A 20,701-nucleotide genomic window follows, 5' to 3' on the forward strand; every position below is an offset into this window, starting at 1 on the left:
GACAGCAACCTGATCGTGTGCAAAGATCGCCCTCAGGAACCCCCAACCAGGGCTCCTGACCCTCCACCGCCTCACCAGCGGGGGAGTTCCGGATCAGGTGGCGAGCGCGCTCGCCAGGAAAAGAGACACGCATGCGCAGGCACGTGTCGCTGCGGGGTACCCGTGTACCCACGACGGCGGGCGACTGGACACGACGGATCTTCGGTGCTGGCGGCCGAGCTCGACGACGAGCATCGGACGATCGGCGTCTCCTCCTGCGCGGCGGCGTCATCGCCACGGTGACGGCGCTCCTCGCCGCCACCGTGGCGATCCAACCCGCTGCGGCTGCACAGACCGACGTCTCCGAGGCCGAGGGGCTCCTGCTCAGCGGCTCGGGCATCGTGGACGTCGACGGCATCGCCCAGCTCGGCGGCGCCTACTCCGCACGCGGTGCGACGACCGGCGGCGGGACGACGAACCAGCCGCTCAACGTCGAGGCCCTGAACACCGTGGGGGTGGACCTCGGCAACGACATCGACCTGCTCGGGGCGAACGGCATCCTCACCCTCGGGGTGGCCGGCCAGTACGCGACGACCTCGGCGAACGGTGCGACGGCGTCCTCCGGCCTCCTGACGAACGACGGCGGCATCGGCGTCGGGACCGGGATCGGCACCGGGGCGTCGACGCTCGACCTCAACCCGCTCTTCAGCCGGGTCGGTGCCGACACGACGGTGCTCTCGAACGCGCAGCTGCGTGTCGGGGCGCTCGCCTCGACCCTGTCCGCGACGCGCGGCGCGACGGTCAGCACCACGAGCGACTACCGGATCGCCGGAGCCGACCTCACGCTGACGAGCCCCGCCGTCCAGGGGCTGACGACCTCGCTCCGCGACGAGCTCCGCACGGTGTCGGGTTCGGTGAACGGCGTCTTCGGCACCGGGGGAGCGCTGCAGGGCACCACCGCAGCGGTGTCGAGCCAGATCCAGACGCTCCTCCGCCAGGCGCTGCTCGGCACGGTGAACGTGAGCGGCACCACCATCACCGCGAACGTGAACCTCAACCTCGACGGCACCCTCACCCAGGTCCTCCAGCAGCCGCTCACGGACGGCGCCGTGACGATCGTCCCGGCGACCGGCACGATCACGGTGGACCTCGACAAGCTCACGGCCCTCAACGGCCAGCCCGCGAACACCCCGGTGCTGACGACGGTCGCCGTGAACTCGATCAACCAGAGCATCGCCACGATCCTCGGCACGCAGCTGCCCACCACGCTGCAGACGGCGGTCGTCAACACGATCAACTCCACCGCGGTGCGCGTGAACATCGCCACCAACGCCACCGTCCTCGGGCAGTCGGCGGCCGCGATCGGTCTGCAGGTCGACACGACCCTCGGCGCGCTGGCCGGCACCGCGACGGCGAACCCGACCGTCACCGCATCGGGGAGTCTCGTCGGCCTGCCGCTGCCCCTCGGCACCGTGCTCGCGCCGGTCGTCTCCGGCATCGTCGTCCCGACCCTGCAGACCGCGCTCCGGCCGATCATCGGCGGGATGGCCCTCACGCAGCTCGGCACCACCCTGACCACCACGACCACAGCCGTGGCGACGCTGCTGTCGCCGGTCGTCCTGCTCCTCCGCCAGGTCGTCGACCTCACCGTCAACGCGCAGGACACCACGACCGGGTTCCGCGACGGCCGCGGGTACGACCCCGGCTCGCGGAGCGTGCACGCCCTGCGGCTGTCGATCCTGCCGGGGGCGAACGTCGCCACCGTCGACCTCGCCACGTCGACCGTGCGGGCCTCGGCCTTCGTCGCGCCGACGATCACGGCCCCGACCGCGAACCAGGTGTTCAGCGTGCCGACGGCGTCCTCCACCCGCAGCGTCACCGTCAGCGGCGCCGGCGAACCCGGAGCCACGATCGCCGTGACCCTCGGCGGCGGCCGGACGGGCACCGCGACCGTGGCGGCCAACGGGACGTGGAGCACCTCGGTGGCGAACGTGCCCACCGGCTCGTACACGGCGACCGCGACCCAGACCGTCGGGGGAGCAGCGGCGGGCTCGGCCACGCAGCAGTTCTCCGTCGTCGCGCAGCAGGCCCTGACCATCTCGACGCCGACCGCGGGGCAGACCTTCACGACCACCGGCACCACCGCGCCGGTGACCCTGACCGGCACCGCGACCGCGAACGCCCGCATCGACGTCGACCTCGGCGGCGGCCTCACCGCGACCGGCACGGCGAACGCGAGCGGCGCGTGGAGCATCACGGTGCCGGACGTCCCGATCGGCGAACCGACCGCGAGCGTGACGCAGACCGTCGGGGACACCACCTCGGCGCCCGTGACCCGGGCCTTCCGGGTCGTCGCCGCAGCCGGCCTCACGGTCGACAGCCCGACGGCCGGCCAGGACTTCCCGCTCGCCGGGACCACCCGCGACGTGCCGTTCTCCGGTTCGGCGCAGCCCGGCGCCCGGGTCGACGTCGACCTCGGTGGCGGCCGCACGGCCACGATCACGGCGAACGCCGGCGGTACCTGGTCGACGACGGTGACGGGTGTCCCCGCGGGGTCGTACTCCGCCCAGGTGACGCAGACCGTCGGGTCCTCGACGAGTGCCCCCGTGACACGTGCCTTCACGGTCACGGCCGCCCCGGCGCTGACGATCGACGCGCCAGAGGACGGCAGCACGATCACCGTCGCGGACCCGACCTCGACCACGCCCGTCACGGTGTCCGGCACCGCCGCACCGAACGCGCAGGTCACGGTCGGCATCGGCGGGTCCTTCACCGCGACGGTGACCGCGAACGGCGACGGCGACTGGGAGGCGACCTTCCAGGGCGTCCCGGTCGGCGACCGCACCGCGACCGCTCGGCAGACCGTGGGCGGGACGACCTCCGGCCCCGTGACGAGCGACTTCACCGTCGCCGCCGGTGACCCGATCGCGATCACCGCCCCGGCACCCGGTGCCACCGTCACCGTGCTCGACGCGGACACGACGACCGACCTCGACGTGACCGGCACCGCCGAGCCCGGCGCCGACGTCGCGATCTCGCTCGGCGGCGGGCTGACCGCCACCGCGACCGCGAACGGCGACGGGGACTGGACCGCCACGGTCCAGGCCGTCCCGGTCGGCCGGTACACGATCCAGGCGACGCAGACCGTGGGCGGGACCACCTCGCCGGCCGTCCGCCAGGTCGTGACGGTCGTCGCCGGCGCGGCGCTCGCCGTGACCTCGCCGACCCAGGACAGCACGACCGACGTCGCGACCGACGACTCGACGATCGACGTCGTCGTCTCGGGCACCGCGCAGCCGGGCGCCGGCATCAGCGTCGTCCTCGACGGGACGGGCGACCCGGTCACCACGACCGCCGGCGACGACGGTGCGTGGTCGGTGACCCTGCCGGACGTCGGCACGGGCGACCACACCGCGAGCGTCACGCAGACGGTCGGCGGGCAGACGTCCGCAGCCGTCGACCGGGACTTCGGGATCGCCGTCGGCGACGACCTGGTGATCGAGTCGCCGACGGACGCGCAGGAGGTCCCCGCGGGAGCGGGCGGCCAGATCGGCGTCGTCGTGCGCGGCACCGCCGAGCCGGGTGCGAGCGTGCGGGTCACGGTCGACGACGGCGACCCGGTCGACGTGGTCGCCGACGGCTCCGGCAACTGGGCGACCGACCCGACGCAGCTCGGTATCGGCGACCACACCGTCACCGCCGTGCCGACCGTGAACGGCACGACCGGACCCACGGTGACGCGCGACTTCACCGTCGTGCCGGGGACCGCCGTCGCGATCGACTCGCCGGCCGTCGGTTCGCGCTTCGTCGTCGTCGACGGCGACGCGACCGCGACCGTCCCGATCTCCGGCACCTCGGAGCCGGACGCGGACATCACCGTCTCGCTCGGCCCGGACACGCAGTTCACCACCACGGCCGACGGCGACGGCGTGTGGAGCGTCGACGCCACCGGTCTCGCACCCACCGGCACGTACACGGTGAACGCGAGCCAGAGCGTCGAGGGCGTGGTCACCACCGCGATCCCGACCACGTTCCAGGTCGTCACGGCCGCGCAGCTCGCGATCACCGCCCCCGGCACGGCGCCGATCACGGTCGCGGGCGACGACGTCCGACGTGACGTGACGGTCTCCGGCACCGGCCAGCCCGGCGCCGCGGTGACCGCGAGCACGACCGGCGAGGACGACCAGCGGACGACGGTCGCCCCGGACGGCACCTGGTCGGTGACCTTCCCGGACCTCGCCGTCGGCGAGCACCCGGTGTCGGTGACGCAGACGCTGCCCGGGACGGTCTCGTCCCCGGCGGTCTCCGACCCGGCGACGCGCACCGTCACGATCGAGGCCGCGGACGCGGTCACGGTGACGAACCCGGCCGCCGACGCCGTGCTGCTCGTCCCGGACGCCGACGCGACGCGTGACGTCACGGTCACCGGCACGGCCGAGCCGAACGCTCCGGTCACGGTGCGACTCGGCGACGACGAGGCGACCACCACCGCGGACGGCGACGGCGACTGGACGGTCACGTTCGGCGGGGTCGGTGTCGGTGACCCGACGCTCACCGCGACCCAGACGGTGGGCGGGACCAGCGCCTCCAGTCCCGCACAGACCGTCACCGTCCGTGCCGGGACCGCGCTCTCCCTGACCGCTCCGACGAACGGCGCCGTCCTGACGGTCGCCGACGCGGCCGGCACGGCCGACGTGCGGGCCGCGGGCCGGGCACAGGGCGGGGCCACCGTCACGGTGACGCTGTCGAACGGCGACTCCGACGAGGTGACCGCCGCTGCCGACGGCGCCTGGGAGACGACGTTCGCGGACGTCCCGGTCGGCGACTACACGGTCCGCGCGACGCAGGTCGTCGGCGGGCAGACGTCGGCACCCGTCACCGCGGCGTTGTCGGTCCGCGCCGGTGCGCCGCTCACGGTGACGACCCCGGCCGGGGCCACCTCCGTGACGGTGGCCGACGACGACGCCACGACCGACGTGCGGTTCGCCGGCACCGGCCAGCCCGGGGCGACCGTCACGGTCGACCTCGGTGACGGCGGGACCGCGACGGCACGGGTCGACGACGACGGGGACTGGGCCACGACGGTCGAGGACGTGCCCACCGGTTCGTGGACGGCGGAGGTCACCCAAGCCGTGAACGGGACGACGAGCGCGGCGGTCGCACGACCGGTGTCCGTCGTCGCCGCGGCCGACCTGACCGTCCGCCAGCCCGGCGACGACCCGATCACCGTCGCGGACGGCGACGCCACCACCACGGTGACGATCGCCGGTGACGCCCAGCCGGGCGCCACCGTCACGGTCACCGTCGACGACCGCGACCCCGTCGAGGTCACCGCCGGTGACGACGGCGCGTGGAGCGTCGACGTGCCGGAACTCGGCGTCGGCACGCACGACGTCAGCGTCACGCAGACGGTCGACGGGTCCACGTCCGCCACCCCGGTCGAGTCGGCCTTCGAGATCGAGGCCGGAGACCCGGTCGAGATCGCCGAACCGACGGCAGGCCAGGAGTACACCGTCGCCGGCGAGGGCGCGACCACCACGGTCGACGTCAGCGGGACGGCGGAGCCCGGTGCGACCGTCGTGGTCGACCTCGGCGGCGGACGGAGCGAGTCCACCACCGCGGACACCGACGGCGACTGGAGCGTCTCGGTGCCCGACGTGCCCGCCGGCACCCCGACGGTCAGCGTCACGCAGCGGATCGGTGACACCGTCTCCGCCCCGGTCACCGTCGGCATCCGGGTGCTCGTCGCGGACCCGATCACGATCGCCACCCCGGCGAACGGGTCGACCGTGCGCGTCGCGCAGCAGGACTCGATCGCGACCGTGACCGCGAACGGCGCCGCCGAGCCGCTGGCGTCCGTCCGGGTGGCGGTCGACGGGGGCGACCCCCGGACCGTGACGGCGACCGCCGCCGGCACCTGGTCCGTCGACCTCGAGGGCCTCGGCACCGGCGAGCACACCGTCCGCGCCACCCAGACGGTCGAGGGATCGACCTCGGCGCCGGTCTCGACGACCTTCACGGTCGCCGCGGGGGCAGCGCTGACGGTCGACACGCCGGCCGACGGCGACACCGTGACCGTGCCGGCGGGCACCACGACCGCGAGCGTCCCGGTCAGCGGCCAGGGGCAGCCCGGCGGCACCGTGCGGATCGTGACCGACGACGGCGTCCCCGTCCAGGTCCCGGTCGGCCCGGACGGTCGCTGGTCGACCGAGCTCACCGGTCTCGACGCCGGCGACCACACGATCGTCGTCACGCAGGTCGTGAACGGCACGACGTCGTCGCCGATCGAGCGCGACCTGACGGTGGAGGTCGCCGCGGTGGACGCGATCGTCGTCACCTCCCCGGAGAACGGCACCGCCTACCGCGTGCTCGGCGGCACCACGGACGTCCGGGTCACCGGTGTCTCCGCCCCGAACGCGGCCGTCTCGGTCCGCGTCGACGGCGGGACCCCGGTCACGACGACGGCGGACGGCGACGGCGAGTGGGCCGTCACCGTGCCGGACGTCGGCACCGGCCCGCACACGATCGCCGCCGCGCAGACGGTCGGTGGGACGACGACGAACGCCCCGCAGGTCGGGTTCTCCGTCGCCGCAGCCGCACCGGTCCGGGTCACCAGCCCGACCGACGGCCAGGTCGTCCCGACGACCGGTGCCACGACGTCGATCCCGGTCAGCGGTACCGCCGAGCCGGGCGCCACGGTCTCCGTCGACATCGACGGCCGGACCGCGACGACGACCGCGGGTGGTGACGGTTCGTGGACCGTCACCGTCACCCGGGTCCCGCCGGGCACCCACACCGTGTCGGTCACCGAGACCGTCGGCGGCGTGACCTCCGACCCGGTGACGAGCACCGTGCGGGTCGTGGTCGCCCAGCCGACCGACGTGACCATCACGAGCCCGGTCCCCGGCCAGCTCATCCCCGCGACGGGCACCGGCGACACCGGCAGCTTCACGGTGACCGGGCACGCCACACCGGGAGCGCTCGTCACGGTGCGCCTGTCGAACGGGCAGGTCCGCACCACGACCGCGGACGCCGACGGCGACTGGAGCGTCACGTTCGACCGCGTCCCCGAGGGGGAGTGGACCATCGAGGCGTCGCAGTCCGTGAACGGCACGACGACGGTCTCGCAGCCGGTCCCGATCGTGGTCGACGCGGTGGAGCCGCTCGCGGTCACCTCGCCCACGCCGGGCGCGCACCAGACGGCCTCGGCCGCCGGGACCGTCGACTGGCGGGTCACCGGGACCGCCGAGCCGGGAGCGACCGTCACGGTCGTCGCCGACGACGGCACGCCCGTCACGACGACGGCGGCCGAGGACGGTACCTGGTCGGTCGTCCTGCGACTGGCGGTCGGGCAGCACACCATCCGCGTGACGCAGACGGTGGCGGGTGCGACGTCGGCCGTGCAGTCGGTCGCGGTCGTGGTCGACGCCGCGGTGCCGGGTGGCCCCGGCACGCCGGGGACGCCCGGAACGCCCGGAACGCCCGGAACGCCCGGCACACCCGGAACGCCCGGGACGCCCGGGACGCCGGGCGCGCCCGGGACCGGCGGCTACGGGGCCGGGAGCGGGAGCGGGACCGGTTCCGGGTCCGGTGGGCTCGCGTTCACCGGTGCCGACGTGGCCCCGCTCGCCGGGGCAGCGGGTGGCCTCGTGGTGCTCGGCTTCCTCCTGCTGGGCCTGTCGCGGCTCGCCCGCGGCCTCCGCCGCGACGGACGCGTCTGAGTCCGTCGCACGTACGAACCGCGCCTCCCGTCCCGTCGTCTGCACGGACGGGAGGCGCGGTTCGTCACGCGCCCGCCGCCCACTTCCCACAGGCGGTCCGGTCCGACCATCGGGTGTCGGTCGTCCCGGCTACCCTTGGGGCGTGGTCACCGCCCTGTATCGCCGTTACCGGCCCGAGAACTTCGCCGAGCTGATCGGACAGTCGCAGGTCACCGATCCCCTCCGGACGGCCCTGCGCACGAACCGGGTCAACCACGCCTACCTGTTCAGCGGGCCGCGCGGTTGCGGCAAGACGACGTCCGCGCGCATCCTCGCGCGCTGCCTGAACTGCGCCGAGGGCCCCACCGACACCCCGTGCGGCGTCTGCCCGAGCTGCGTCGAACTGGCACGCGGCGGCGGGGGATCGCTCGACGTGATCGAGATCGACGCCGCCAGCCACAACGGTGTCGACGACGCCCGTGACCTGCGCGACCGCGCCGTGTTCGCCCCGGCACGCGACCGCTACAAGATCTTCATCCTCGACGAGGCGCACATGGTGACGCCGCAGGGCTTCAACGCGCTGCTCAAGCTGGTCGAGGAACCGCCGGAGCACGTCAAGTTCATCTTCGCGACGACCGAGCCCGAGAAGGTCATCGGCACCATCCGGTCGCGCACCCACCACTACCCGTTCCGCCTCGTCCCGCCGGCCGCGATGCTCGAGTACGTCGAGCAGCTCTGCCAGCAGGAATCGGTCTCGGTCGCGCCCGGCGTGCTGCCCCTGGTCGTCCGCGCCGGCGGTGGTTCCGTCCGTGACACCCTGTCGCTGCTCGACCAGCTCATGGCCGGCAGCGAGGACGGGGCGATCGCGTACGAGCGGGCCGTCGCGCTCCTCGGCTACACCGACGCCGCGCTGCTCGACGACGTGGTCGACGCGCTCGCCGTGGCCGACCCGGCATCGGCGTTCGCCGCCATCGACCGGGTCGTGCAGACCGGGCAGGACCCTCGTCGCTTCGTCGAGGACCTCCTCGAGCGCCTCCGTGACCTCATCGTCGTGGCCGCGACCAACGAGAGCGCCGCGGCCGTCCTCCGGGGCGTCTCACCGGAAGAGCTCGACACGATGACCCGGCAGGCCGGCGTCTTCGGTGCGACCGGGCTCTCGCGTGCGGCGGACATCGCGAACCGGGCGCTGACGGACATGACCGGGGCGACCTCGCCGCGGCTGCACCTCGAACTCATGACCGCGCGGATGCTCGTGCCCGAGGCCGACGACACCCAGCGCGGTGCCCTCGCCCGGGTCGAGCGACTCGAGCGACGCATCGGTGTCGGGGACGCCGGCGGGCACCAGGCCGGGCCGGAGTCGCTCCCGGCCGCGGGGTCGACCACCGCGCCCGCGCCGAGCACGCAGCCGGCCGCACCCGCTCCTCGGGCGGCCCAGGCCCCCGCGGCTCCCGCCCAGACCCAGACCCAGGCCCAGACGCCGGCTCCTGCTCCGGCCGCCGCCGAACCGGCCGCCACCCCGGCCCCGACGTCGACCGACCCCGGTGCCACCGCTCGGGATGCCGCTGCCTCGTGGGCCGCCGCGGTGCCGAGTGCACCCGAGGCTCCGTCGAGCGGACCCGGGTCCACGCCGGCACCCGGGTCCACGCCGGCACCCGGAGCCACGCCGACGCCCGCCGCGGGCGCTGCGAACGCGTCCTCGACCGGCCAGGGCGCGGCTGCGGGCGACGAGCCGGCCGTGCGTCCCATCGGCGCCGTCGGGTTCCAGCAGCTCCGCGACTCCTGGCCGCAGATCGTCGAGCACGTCCAGCGGCAGAAGCGTTCGGCGTGGTCCGTGGTCGTCACGGCGCAGGTCACGGCGCTGCGCGACGACGTCCTCACCCTCACGTTCCCGAGCCAGCAGGACGTCGCCTCGTTCAAGGAGATGTCCGACCCGAACGCCAGCGTCAGCGAGCTCCTGCGGGCCGCGATCGTCGACGTGCTCGGGCTCCGTGTGAAGTTCGTCGCCCGTGGTCCCGGTGGGCCGGGGCAGCAGCGACCGCCGCAGCAGCCCGGGGCCCAGCCGCCGCAGGGGGCCGCGCAGCCGGCGCCGAGTACCGCGCCTGCCCCTGACGCTGCGGGTGCTGCCGGTGCTGCCGGTGCTGCCGGTGCTGCCGGTGCTGCCGGTGCTGCCGGTGCTGCGAGTGCTGTACGGCCCGGTGCCGACCCGGCCACTGAGACGGCTCCGGCCGCTCCCGCGCGTCCGGAGCCGACGACGGCCGAGCCGCACGGGTCCGCCGAGCAGCCGGCGGCGGGGGACTCCGCCGACCGGTCCGCTGCGCGGGAGCCGGTTGGGGGCGCATCCGCCACGGGAGCACCCTCGGCGCCGGAGTCCGCCGCGCGCGAGGCGGCAGCGTCGGAGCACGCGGCACCGGCACCGGCACCGGCTCCGGCACGGCCGGACGCGGCGCCCGCGCAGGGAGACCAGCGCCCGACGCAGTCCCGCCCTGCACCCACCCCCGCCTCGGAGCCCACCCCCGCCCCGGAGCCCACCGGCGCCCCGGTCACCGAGTGGGCCGTCGCCACGATCCCCGCCGCGGATCCCACCGCCGGGGCCGAGCGCTCGTGGTCGGCACCGTTCGGCACCACCGACACCGGTGAGCCCGTCGCTCCCGTCCCGACCACGTCCGACCCGACGGTGGACGCGGCCCTCGCGGCACAGCTGCGCCCCGCGTCCTCGCTGGGCGCCCCCGCACCGCAGGCGACCCCGTCGACGCAGGCCGCGCCTCCCGGCAGTCCGGACACCGACGTCGACCGTGGCCCGGGCGCCGCGCCGTCCACCGGTCCGGCCGCCGCACCGTCCGACGGTCCGGCCGCCGCACCGGGCGGCAGCCCGGACGTCCCCGTCGACGACTACCCGCTCGACGACGACCCGTACGGCGACGGCGACCCCTACCCGGACTCGCAGCAGTCCGCCGCACCGCAGCAGCCCGCCGCCCCCGCGCCGAGCCAGCAGCGCCCGGCGCCGGCCCAGCGCCCCGCCGCACCCGCCCCGCAGGTCCGCCGGACCCCCGTCGCGGGCCGCTACGGCGAGGCCGTCGTCCGTGAGATCCTGAACGCCCAGTTCATCGAGGAGACCTCCCTCCACGAGGAAGGCGCCTGATGTACGACGGCATCGTGCAGGACCTCATCGACGAGTTCGGTCGCCTCCCCGGCATCGGACCGAAGTCGGCGCAGCGCATCGCGTTCCACATCCTCCAGACCGAGTCGTTCGACCCCACCCGGCTGTCCGAGCTCCTGGCGGACGTCAAGGAGCGGGTCCGCTTCTGCGAGATCTGCGGCAACGTCACCGAGAACGTGCAGTGCAGCATCTGCCGTGACCCGCGTCGGTCGCCGGCGGTCATCTGCGTCGTCGAAGAGGCGAAGGACGTCGCCGCGATCGAACGGACGCGCGAGTTCCGCGGGCTGTACCACGTGCTCGGCGGCGCGATCAGCCCGATCGACGGCATCGGCCCGGACGACCTGCGCATCCAGCAGCTCATGACGCGACTGGCGGACGGCACGGTGGACGAGGTCATCATCGCCACCGACCCCAACCTCGAGGGCGAGGCCACGGCGACGTACCTCAGCCGACTGCTCGTCCCGATGGGCATCCGCACGACCCGCCTGGCGTCCGGGCTGCCCGTCGGCGGGGACCTCGAGTACGCCGACGAGGTCACGCTCGGCCGCGCGTTCGAGGGCCGTCGGGTCGTCGGCGGCTGACCTGCCGGAGCCGAGTAGCGCGCAGGATCCTTGCGTCTGCACCGGCTCTGACGCAACATCCTCGAAACACCGACTACCATCATGAGACCGCGTGACAGTCGCGGAACCGTCGTCCCCGGGAGTACCAACCAGTGGCCTTGATCGTGCAGAAGTTCGGTGGATCGTCCGTCGCGGACGCCGAGAGCATCAAGCGCGTGGCGAAGCGGATCGTCCAGACGAAGAAGGCCGGCAACGACGTCGTCGTGGCCGTCTCGGCGATGGGCGACACCACCGACGAGCTCGTCGACCTCGCGCACTCCGTGACACCGATCCCCGCCGGACGTGAACTCGACATGCTCCTCACCGCGGGGGAGCGCATCTCGATGGCGCTCCTGGCGATGGCGATCAAGAGCCTCGGGGTCGAGGCGTCGTCGTACACGGGCAGCCAGGCCGGCATGCTCACCGACGCCCAGCACGGCAAGGCCCGCATCGTCGACGTCACCCCGAAGCGCGTGCGCGAGGCACTCGACGCCGGGCACGTCGCGATCGTCGCCGGGTTCCAGGGCTTCAACCGCACGACCGGCGAGATCACCACGCTCGGCCGCGGCGGTTCGGACACGACGGCCGTCGCCCTCGCCGCGGCGCTCGACGCCGACATCTGCGAGATCTACACCGACGTGGACGGCATCTTCACCGCCGACCCGCGCGTGGTGCCGAAGGCCAAGAAGGTCGACCGCATCACCAGCGAGGAGATGCTCGAACTCGCAGCCTCCGGTGCGAAGGTCCTCTACATCCGTGCCGTCGAGTACGCCCGTCGGCACGGCGTCACCCTGCACGTCCGCTCCTCCTTCAGCAACGCTGAGGGAACCATCGTCTACAACCCTGCAGAGGGGGAAACCGTGGAAGAACCGATCATCACCGGCATCGCCGGAGACCTCTCCGAGGGCAAGATCACCGTCGTCGGCGTGCCCGACACCCCGGGCAAGGCGGCGGAGATCTTCACGATCGTCGCCCGCGCCGGTGCGAACATCGACATGATCGTGCAGAACGTGTCCGAGGCCGTCACCGGGCGGACCGACATCTCGTTCACGCTGCCGAAGGACCAGGGCCAGGGCGTCCTGACCGCGCTCGAGGTCGCGAAGGCCGACATCGGCTACGAGGGCATCCAGTACGACGACCAGATCGGCAAGCTCGCCCTGGTCGGCGCCGGCATGCGCACGAACGCGGGCGTCTCCGCGGCGCTCTTCCGCGCCCTGCACGAGGCGTCGATCAACATCGAGATGATCTCCACGTCGGAGATCCGCATCTCGGTCGTCACCCGTGCCGACACCCTCAACGAGGCCATGCGCGTGGTGCACAACGCGTTCGGCCTCGACGCCGACTCCGAGGCCGTCGTCTACGCCGGCACCGGCCGCTGACCCGTCAGGAGCACCGCATGAGCACCCTCACCGTCGCCGTCGTCGGCGCCACCGGCCAGGTCGGCGCCGTGATGCGCCGCCTGCTCGAGGAACGCGCGTTCCCGGCCGACCACGTCCGGTTCTTCGCGAGCGCCCGGTCCGCCGGCACCACGCTGCCGTTCCGCGGCGAGCAGATCGTCGTCGAGGACTCCGAGACCGCCGACCCGTCGGGCATCGACATCGCGCTGTTCTCGGCCGGCGCCACCGCCTCGCGGGCACTCGCGCCGAAGTTCGCCGCCGCGGGCGCCCTCGTCGTCGACAACTCCAGCGCCTGGCGCATGGACCCGGACGTCCCGCTCGTCGTGAGCGAGGTGAACCCGCACGCCATCGACGATGCGCCGAAGGGCATCATCGCGAACCCGAACTGCACGACGATGGCGATCATGCCGGTCCTCAAGGTGCTCGACACCGAGGCCGGCCTCCGTCGCCTCGTCGCCACCACCTACCAGGCGGTCTCGGGTTCCGGGCTCGCCGGCGTCGAGGAGCTGCTCGGCCAGGCGCGGGCAGCGCTCGAGCAGGACACCGCGGCGCTCACCCACGACGGCTCCGCCGTGACGTTCCCCGAGCCGGTCAAGTACGTCCGCCCGATCGCGTTCGACGTCATCCCGCTCGCGGGCAGCATCGTCGACGACGGGCTGGGCGAGACCGACGAGGAGAAGAAGCTCCGCAACGAGAGCCGCAAGATCCTCGAGCTCCCCGACCTGCTCGTCGCCGGGACCTGCGTCCGCGTGCCCGTCTTCACGGGCCACTCCATCTCGGTCAACGCCGAGTTCGAGCGCCCGCTGTCGCCCGAGCGTGCGACCGAGATCCTCGCCGACGCACCCGGGGTCGAGCTCGCCGACGTCCCGACGCCGCTGCAGGCCGCCGGGCAGGACCCGTCCTTCGTCGGCCGCATCCGTGCGGACCAGTCCGCACCCGAGGGACACGGCCTCGCGCTCTTCGTCAGCAACGACAACCTCCGCAAGGGCGCCGCGCTGAACGCGGTGCAGATCGCCGAGGCGATCGTCGCGCGCCGGACGGTCGCTGCGTAACCCTGTGCGATCCAGGAGGCGCGGTGCCAGCTGGCACCGCGCCTCCTGGCGTTCCCGGCCCGGCTTGTCAGCCGACGCCGCTAGCATTGTCGGGTGGCAGTGAAGCAGGTGGACCCCATCGACGTCGTCCTGGTCGGGGGAGGGATCATGAGCGCCACCCTCGGCGCCATCATCCACCGGCTCGAACCCACCTGGAAGATCCGCGTCTACGAGCGCCTCGGCACCGTCGCGCAGGAGAGCTCGAACCCGTGGAACAACGCCGGGACGGGCCACTCCGCGCTCTGTGAGCTGAACTACACGCCGGAGCTGTCGGACGGCCGTGTCGACATCAGCAAGGCCGTGACCGTCAACGAGCAGTTCCAGGTCTCGCGCCAGTTCTGGGCCCACCTCGTCGAGACCGGTGACCTGCCGGAACCGTCGAACTTCATCAACCCCACGCCGCACATCTCGTTCGTGTGGGGTGCCGACAACGTCGAGTACATGCGCAAGCGGTACGAGGCGATGCAGGACCACCCGCTCTTCGCCGGGCTCGAGTTCTCCGACGACCCGCAGCAGATCCGGAAGTGGGCGCCCGCGCTCATCCCGGGTCGGAAGAAGGACCAGCCGATCGCGGCGACCTACTCCGCCGCCGGGTCAGACGTGGACTTCGGGTCGCTCACCCGGCAGCTCTTCGACCAGCTCGAGATCGACGGTGTCGAGTTCGAGCCGTCGCACCAGGTCACGAAGCTCACGCGTTCGACCGTCAGCGAAGGCTGGGTGCTCGACGTCCGCAACGAGATCGGTCGGTCGACCCAGCGCATCGCGGCGAAGTTCGTCTTCGTCGGCGCCGGGGGTGGGGCCCTCCACCTGCTGCAGAAGTCCGGCATCCCGGAGATCCGCGGGTACGGCGGGTTCCCGGTCTCCGGCGAGTTCCTCCGCACCGACGACCCCGAGGTCGTGCAGAAGCACTCGGCGAAGGTCTACGGCAAGGCCAGCGTCGGTGCACCGCCGATGTCCGTCCCGCACCTCGACACCCGGATCGTCGACGGCAACGCCTCGCTCATGTTCGGGCCGTACGCGGGCTTCAGCCCGAAGTTCCTCAAGCAGGGCTCGCTCTTCGACCTCGTGAAGTCGATCCGGCCGCACAACCTCCGGCCGATGCTGAGTGTCGCGTTCTCCAACTTCGACCTCGTGCGCTACCTGATCGGGCAGCTCCTCGCCTCGAAGCAGACGAAGTTCGACGCCCTGCGCGACTTCATGCCGAGCGCCGAGCCGGGCAACTGGCACCGCATCACCGCCGGACAGCGCGTGCAGGTCATCAAGCCCGACAAGGACAAGGGCGGCGTCCTGCAGTTCGGCACCGAGGTCATCACCTCGGCCGACGGCTCGATCGCCGGCCTGCTCGGTGCGAGCCCGGGGGCGTCCACCGCGGTGCCGATCATGCTCGGCCTGCTCCGGAAGTGCTTCCCGGACCGCTGGGACCGCTGGGAATCCGCGGTCCGCGTGATGGTGCCCACCTACGGGCAGGACCTCGGGTCCGACGCGGAGCTCGCCGACGCGACGCTCGAGCGCACGGCGAAGGTGCTCGGACTCCACCACTGAGCCGTTCCCGCTTGCGTGTCGTTCGAACGTGTGTTCGAATGACTGCATGCGGTGGAGTGGGCAGGCGATCGATGCCTCGCGGAGCGATGCGCTCCCCGGGCTCGAGTCGAACAGCGGGTTCGTCCGGAGCATGACGACGCCGGAGTTCGCGGGTGTCACCTTCCACGAGGTCCTGGCCAAGAGCGCGCTGAACCGCGTCCCGAGCGCGGACGGCAGCGGGACGTACGGGTGGACGATCAACCCGTACCGGGGCTGCAGCCACGCGTGCGTGTACTGCTTCGCCCGCCCGACGCACACCTACCTCGAGTTCGACGGGGGAGCGGACTTCGACCAGCAGATCGTCGTGAAGACCAACGTGGCCGACGTCCTGCACCGCGAGCTCACGAAGCCGAGCTGGGACCGCCACCCGGTCGCGCTCGGCACGAACACCGACCCGTACCAGCGGGCCGAGGGCAAGTACCGGCTGATGCCCGGTGTGATCCGTGCCCTGGCCGACTCGGGCACGCCGTTCAGCATCCTGACGAAGGGCACCCTGCTGCGCCGCGACATCCCGCTGCTGGTCGAGGCCGCGCGGTCGGTGCCGGTCGACCTGGCGATGTCGATCGCGGTCTACGACGACGAACTGCAGCAGCAGGTCGAGCCAGGCACCCCGACGACGGCGGCGCGCCTGGCGACGGTCCGGGCCATCCGTGACGCGGGCCTGACGTGCTCCGTGTTCCTCATGCCCGTCCTGCCGTACATCACCGACACCCGTGCCCACCTCGACGACGCCGTCGGGCGAGCCGCGGCCGCTGGGGCGTCGAGCGTCATGTACTCCGCACTCCACCTGCGTCCCGGCGTGAAGCCCTGGTGGTTCGCGTGGCTCCAGCGCACCCGGCCGGACCTCGTCGAGCGGTACCGGTCGATGTACCTCGACAACACCTTCGCGCCGAAGGACTACTGGCGCTGGTTGTCCGAGCGGGTCCGTCCGATCCTGCGCGCGCACGGCATGGGGCTCGGCCACGTCGATCCGGCGACGGGCTCGATGGGGTTCTCGAACCGGCTGAGCGACCCCGGGGCAGCGCCCGCGACGCCGGCGGGAGCGATCTCCGGACCGTCGCCGTTCGAGGAGCAGTCCCGTCCGACGTCCTCGCCGCTCAAGCGCGCCGATCCGGGGTTCGACCAGCGCCTGGTCCCACGCGCTGCACCGGTCGTGCCGACGCTCTTCTGACGAGCCTCGGGCACGAGGGCGTCGGTCCGCGTTCGGGGGACACCGGGAACACCCGTGTGCCGGTATCATCGAGCGGGTCGCCGATCACTCCGACAATCGGGGTACACGGTCGCACCAACCGTGGTTGGATCGTGGGCGGCGTTCCCCCACGTCCGGAAGGACCCCCACCCGTGCTCGGCATCCCCACGCACCTCGCTCCGCGAGTGAACGCGTGGTCGACCGTTCGGGCCTTCCACGCCGCGGCGATCGGTTCGCTCGCCGCCGCCGCGATCGCCCTGGTGCTCTACCGCCTGGCCGAACCGGACGTCCGGGTGATCGGTGCCGTGCTGGCGCTGGTCCCGATGCTCGGCATGATCGCCGTCCACGTGCAGTTCGGCACGTGGCGGTCGGCCGTCGCGTTCCTCGTCGTCGGCGGGGTGTGCGCGTGGTGGTTCGCCGTGGTCGTGCAACGCGAGGTCCCCGCCGGGTGGGTCGCCTCGTACCTGCTCTCCCTGTCGATCATCCCGCTCGTGCTGGTGGGCGGTGCCGGCGCGGTCGCGGGGCGGGTGGCGCTGTGGTCGATCGCCGGGTTCCTGGTCGGTCGGGTCGCGACGTCGATCGCGATCGCGCAGGCGGGCGGTCCCACGCACCCCCTCGTGCTCGCGTGGGTGACGCTCGCGTTCGTCATCGCCCTCGTGCTCATCACGAGCCGCAACACCGCCCGCTCCGAGCGTGTGCAGCCCGAGCTGCTCCGTTCCGCGCGCGAGGAGCACGTCTCCGCGTACCGCGCCGGGGTCGAGGCCGAGGCGGCGGCCATCCTGCACGACACGGTCCTCAACCACCTCGGTGCGATCGCCCTCGCGCCCGACGGCCCGATGGACCCGCAGCTCGCCCGCACGGTCGAGGCGGACGTCGCGATGCTCACGGGCAAGGAGTGGCTCGCGCCGGGGGCCCGCCCGGCCCGCGCCGAACCCGGTGCCGCGGTGCGCGCGTTCGAGCAGATGGTCGACGACCACCGGGCGCTCGGACTCACGGTGACCGTCACCGGTGACCCCGCGGCCCTCGTCCGGTTGGACCAGGCGGCGATGACGGCGATCCTCCGTGCCGTCGGCCAGTGCCTGGCGAACGTCCGGAAGCACGCGGGAACCGACGCGGCCGAAGTGAGCGTGTTCGACGACGGGGTGGCGTGCACGGTCATGGTGGTCGACGACGGGCGCGGTTTCGACGAGTCCACGACGAGCCCCGACCGGATGGGCCTGCGCGGATCCGTGCGGGAGCGGATCGGCCGGGTCGGCGGCGACGTGCAGGTGTGGTCGTCGCCGGGCTCGGGGACGAGCGTCATGATGTCCGTGCCGTACGGTGCGGTCACCGGGACGACCCCGGTGCCGAACGCCGGGTCCGAGGTCGGCCGGTGACGCGCCCCGGTCCCGCCCGCGACGCCGGCCGCACCGCGCAGCAGTACGACCCGCTCGGCGCGATGGGGTCCCGCCCGCTGGCCATCGTGCTCGGCGCCTGCGGCGTGCTGTGGGCGCTGTTCGTGTCCGTCTTCGACCGGGACGTCGTCGGCAGCCCCACCCTGAGCGCCCTCACCGTGCTGCTCGTCGCGGCCTCCGGAGCGGTCGTGTTCGTCGCGTCGAGTCCGTTCCGCGCACCGTTCCCGCGCTGGGCGTTCGTGGTGCACGTGCTGCTCCTCGCCGCGGCGACGATCACGAGCGTCGCCGCCCAGTGGGGCCCGGACCGCAGCGCACTGAACGACTTCATGTCCCTGCTCGCCGCGACCGGCATCGTCATGACGGCGCCGTACCGACCCTGGACGGACCTGGCCCTGGGCGGCCTGCTGCTCGCGGTCGTCACCGGGGTCTCGTGGGGCATCGCGGCGTGGGCGTTCCCGCACCACGTCCCGATCGGCGTCGCGGCGTTCCTGGCGGCAGCGCCGACGCTCGTGCTCACCGCGGCCTCGGCGGTGTTCGCGTGGACGTTCGCCGGGCTCGCCGAGCGCGTGCAGATCCGTGCCGGGTCGTACTCGGTCGAGCGTGCGGAGCGCGACGGCATCGACGCCAGCGTGCAGCAGGACCGCTCGACGATCCTCGCCCGCGACGTCGCACCCTTCTTCGCCGAGCTCCGCACGCGCGAGGTCATCACCGACGCCGACCGTGCCCGGGCCCGGTCGATCGCCGACGGCATCCGGCGCTCGATGGTGGCCGACGCCGACCGGACCTGGTTCGAGCAGGCCGTCCGCACCGACGGGGGTACCGACGCCGTCGTCGACGACCCCGACGGGCTCATCGCCACCCTCGACGCCGACCAGCGCACCGTCGTCCGGACGTTCCTGCGGGCCGCACTGCGTGCCTCCACGGTCGACCCCGCCGGGTTCCGCGCCACGATCCGACGGACGGGGACGGACGACGGGGCGACCGGCGACTCGGACGGAGGGATAGGCGGCGACGAGCGGACCACCGGCACCGCGCAGCCGCCCGCGACCGGCCGCAGCGTGACCGTCGCGATCGACCTCGCCGTCGCCGATTCCGACGTCGGCATCCACCGCACCTTCGACCCCTACTTCGCGGTCCTCCGCGTGACGTTCCCCGATCTGGACGTCGCGGTCCGACCCTCCGCCCTCGCACTAAGGTTCTCGTATGACCAGCACTGACCCGAGCCGGATCACGGATGGTGCGCCCGCCGTCCCGAACCCGGGGACACGACGCGTGCGGCTGGCGATCCTCGACGACCACGAGGTGCTGTTGGACAGCCTGTCGAGCTGGATCGCGGTGAACGCGTTCGACTTCGACCTCGCGCTGACGGCCCACACGTGGCTCGAGATGGTGCACAGCGAGAACTTCCCGACCGACCTGGTGTTCCTCGACTTCCAGCTCAAGGAACCCGTCTCGATCGAGGCCCGCGTGCGCACCTGCCGTGCCGCCGGGGCCAAGGTCATCGTCCTGTCGAGCGTCGACAGCCGAGAGTCCCGCGACCGTGCTCTCGCCGCTGGCGCCGCCGCCTTCCTGTCGAAGTCGCTCCCCATGCGCGAGGTCATGGACGTCGCGCGCGAGATCATGGGCGTCGCGCGGGACACCCCGCCGCAGCGCGACTGGCGTCCGCTGCCGACCGGGGCGAACGCGCACCAGCGGCCGAAGCTCAGCCACGGCGAAGAGGAAGCGCTGCGCCTGTACGTGTCGGGCTACTCGACGAACGAGGTCGCCGCGCAGATGAACGTGCAGTACGAGACCGCGAAGACCTACCTGCGCCGCGTGCGCGAGAAGTACAGCAAGGTCGGCCGGCCCGCGTCCAAGAAGTCCGACCTCATCCGTCGTGCGGCCGAGGACGGGTTCCTCGCGTAGTGGCGAAGCTCTACTTCCGCTACGGCGCCATGAACAGCGGCAAGAGCACCGGGCTCCTGCAGGCGGCCTACAACTACGAGGAACGCGGTCACCGGGTGCTCCTCGCGAAGCCGTCGGTCGACACCAAGGGCGACCGTGAGATCGTCTCGCGGCTCGGGGTGACCCGCACCGTCGACATCGTGTTCACGCCCGACGCCGACGTCCGCGCGGCGGTCACCGAGGCCGGTGCCACCGACCCCGAGTCGGACCGGCTCGACGGCATGGTCCGGCCGGTCAGCTGCGTGCTCGTCGACGAGGCGCAGTTCCTCACGCCCCGCCAGGTCGACGACCTGCTGCGCATCGCCGTCCTCGACGAGGTGCCGGTCATCACGTACGGCATCCGGACGGACTTCCGCACCGAGGCGTTCCCCGGCAGCGCCCGGCTGCTCGAGGTCGCGCACTCGCTCGAGGAACTCAAGACGATCTGCCGCTGCGGCCGCAAGGCGGTCTTCAACGCCCGCAAGGTCGACGGACGGTTCGTCTTCGACGGATCGCAGGTCGCGATCGACGGCGTCGACGTCACCTACGAGTCGCTGTGCGCCAACTGCTACCTCACGGAGTCCGGCGGACGCCTCGACGGCGACTGACGGGGCCGCCGGCCCGCCTCGTGCAGACGCGACCGTCTGCCGGACTGGAGGCGCGGGTCGGCGCCGACCCGCGCCTCCAGGCC

The 20,701-nt window shown here is 73.0% G+C and carries 11 protein-coding genes; all 11 read left to right on the top strand.

The features are described from left to right. Positions 1-131 precede the first annotated feature (131 nt). The 11 genes from BM028_RS10515 to BM028_RS10565 all read left to right on the top strand — a co-directional run bounded on the left by BM028_RS10515 (position 132) and on the right by BM028_RS10565 (position 20,618). On the top strand, positions 132-7,700 hold the full coding sequence (locus tag BM028_RS10515) for a choice-of-anchor G family protein (RefSeq protein WP_139219802.1): 7,569 nt from the start codon (positions 132-134) through the stop codon (positions 7,698-7,700). A gap of 142 nt (positions 7,701-7,842) precedes the next feature. Beyond that, positions 7,843-10,818: a DNA polymerase III subunit gamma and tau gene (locus tag BM028_RS10520; protein WP_092386395.1), complete on the top strand. Its 2,976-nt coding sequence runs from the start codon at positions 7,843-7,845 to the stop codon at positions 10,816-10,818. Continuing rightward, positions 10,818-11,417 carry a recombination mediator RecR gene (recR, locus tag BM028_RS10525; RefSeq protein ID WP_070418402.1) on the top strand — a complete coding sequence of 200 codons (600 nt, stop codon included), beginning with the start codon at positions 10,818-10,820 and terminating at the stop codon, positions 11,415-11,417. Before BM028_RS10520 ends, recR begins: the two co-directional genes overlap by 1 nt. Before the next feature lie 131 nt (positions 11,418-11,548). After that, positions 11,549-12,814, top strand: coding sequence for an aspartate kinase (locus BM028_RS10530; protein WP_070418403.1), 1,266 nt, complete (start codon positions 11,549-11,551; stop codon positions 12,812-12,814). A gap of 17 nt (positions 12,815-12,831) precedes the next feature. Then, positions 12,832-13,884 carry an aspartate-semialdehyde dehydrogenase gene (locus BM028_RS10535; RefSeq protein WP_092386397.1) on the top strand — a complete coding sequence of 351 codons (1,053 nt, stop codon included), beginning with the start codon at positions 12,832-12,834 and terminating at the stop codon, positions 13,882-13,884. Between the two features lie 93 nt (positions 13,885-13,977). Beyond that, complete coding sequence (locus BM028_RS10540) at positions 13,978-15,465, top strand: malate:quinone oxidoreductase (protein WP_092386399.1); 1,488 nt, start codon at positions 13,978-13,980, stop codon at positions 15,463-15,465. A 46-nt stretch (positions 15,466-15,511) separates the two neighbouring features. Beyond that, positions 15,512-16,675, top strand: coding sequence for an Rv2578c family radical SAM protein (locus BM028_RS10545; protein WP_092386401.1), 1,164 nt, complete (start codon positions 15,512-15,514; stop codon positions 16,673-16,675). A gap of 170 nt (positions 16,676-16,845) precedes the next feature. Then, complete coding sequence (locus tag BM028_RS10550; protein WP_070418406.1) at positions 16,846-18,069, top strand: sensor histidine kinase; 1,224 nt, start codon at positions 16,846-16,848, stop codon at positions 18,067-18,069. Next, on the top strand, positions 18,066-19,304 hold the full coding sequence (locus BM028_RS10555; protein ID WP_092386403.1) for a hypothetical protein: 1,239 nt from the start codon (positions 18,066-18,068) through the stop codon (positions 19,302-19,304). The genes BM028_RS10550 and BM028_RS10555 overlap by 4 nt, the downstream gene beginning before the upstream one ends. Further along, complete coding sequence (locus BM028_RS10560) at positions 19,291-19,992, top strand: response regulator transcription factor (protein WP_229086463.1); 702 nt, start codon at positions 19,291-19,293, stop codon at positions 19,990-19,992. Before BM028_RS10555 ends, BM028_RS10560 begins: the two co-directional genes overlap by 14 nt. Then, positions 19,992-20,618, top strand: a complete 627-nt coding sequence (locus BM028_RS10565) for a thymidine kinase (protein ID WP_071295952.1) — start codon at positions 19,992-19,994, stop codon at positions 20,616-20,618. Before BM028_RS10560 ends, BM028_RS10565 begins: the two co-directional genes overlap by 1 nt. Positions 20,619-20,701: the final 83 nt, after the last annotated feature.

Origin of the sequence: Curtobacterium sp. YR515, from assembly GCF_900113095.1 — a bacterium.
Taxonomy (GTDB): Bacteria; Actinomycetota; Actinomycetes; order Actinomycetales; family Microbacteriaceae; genus Curtobacterium.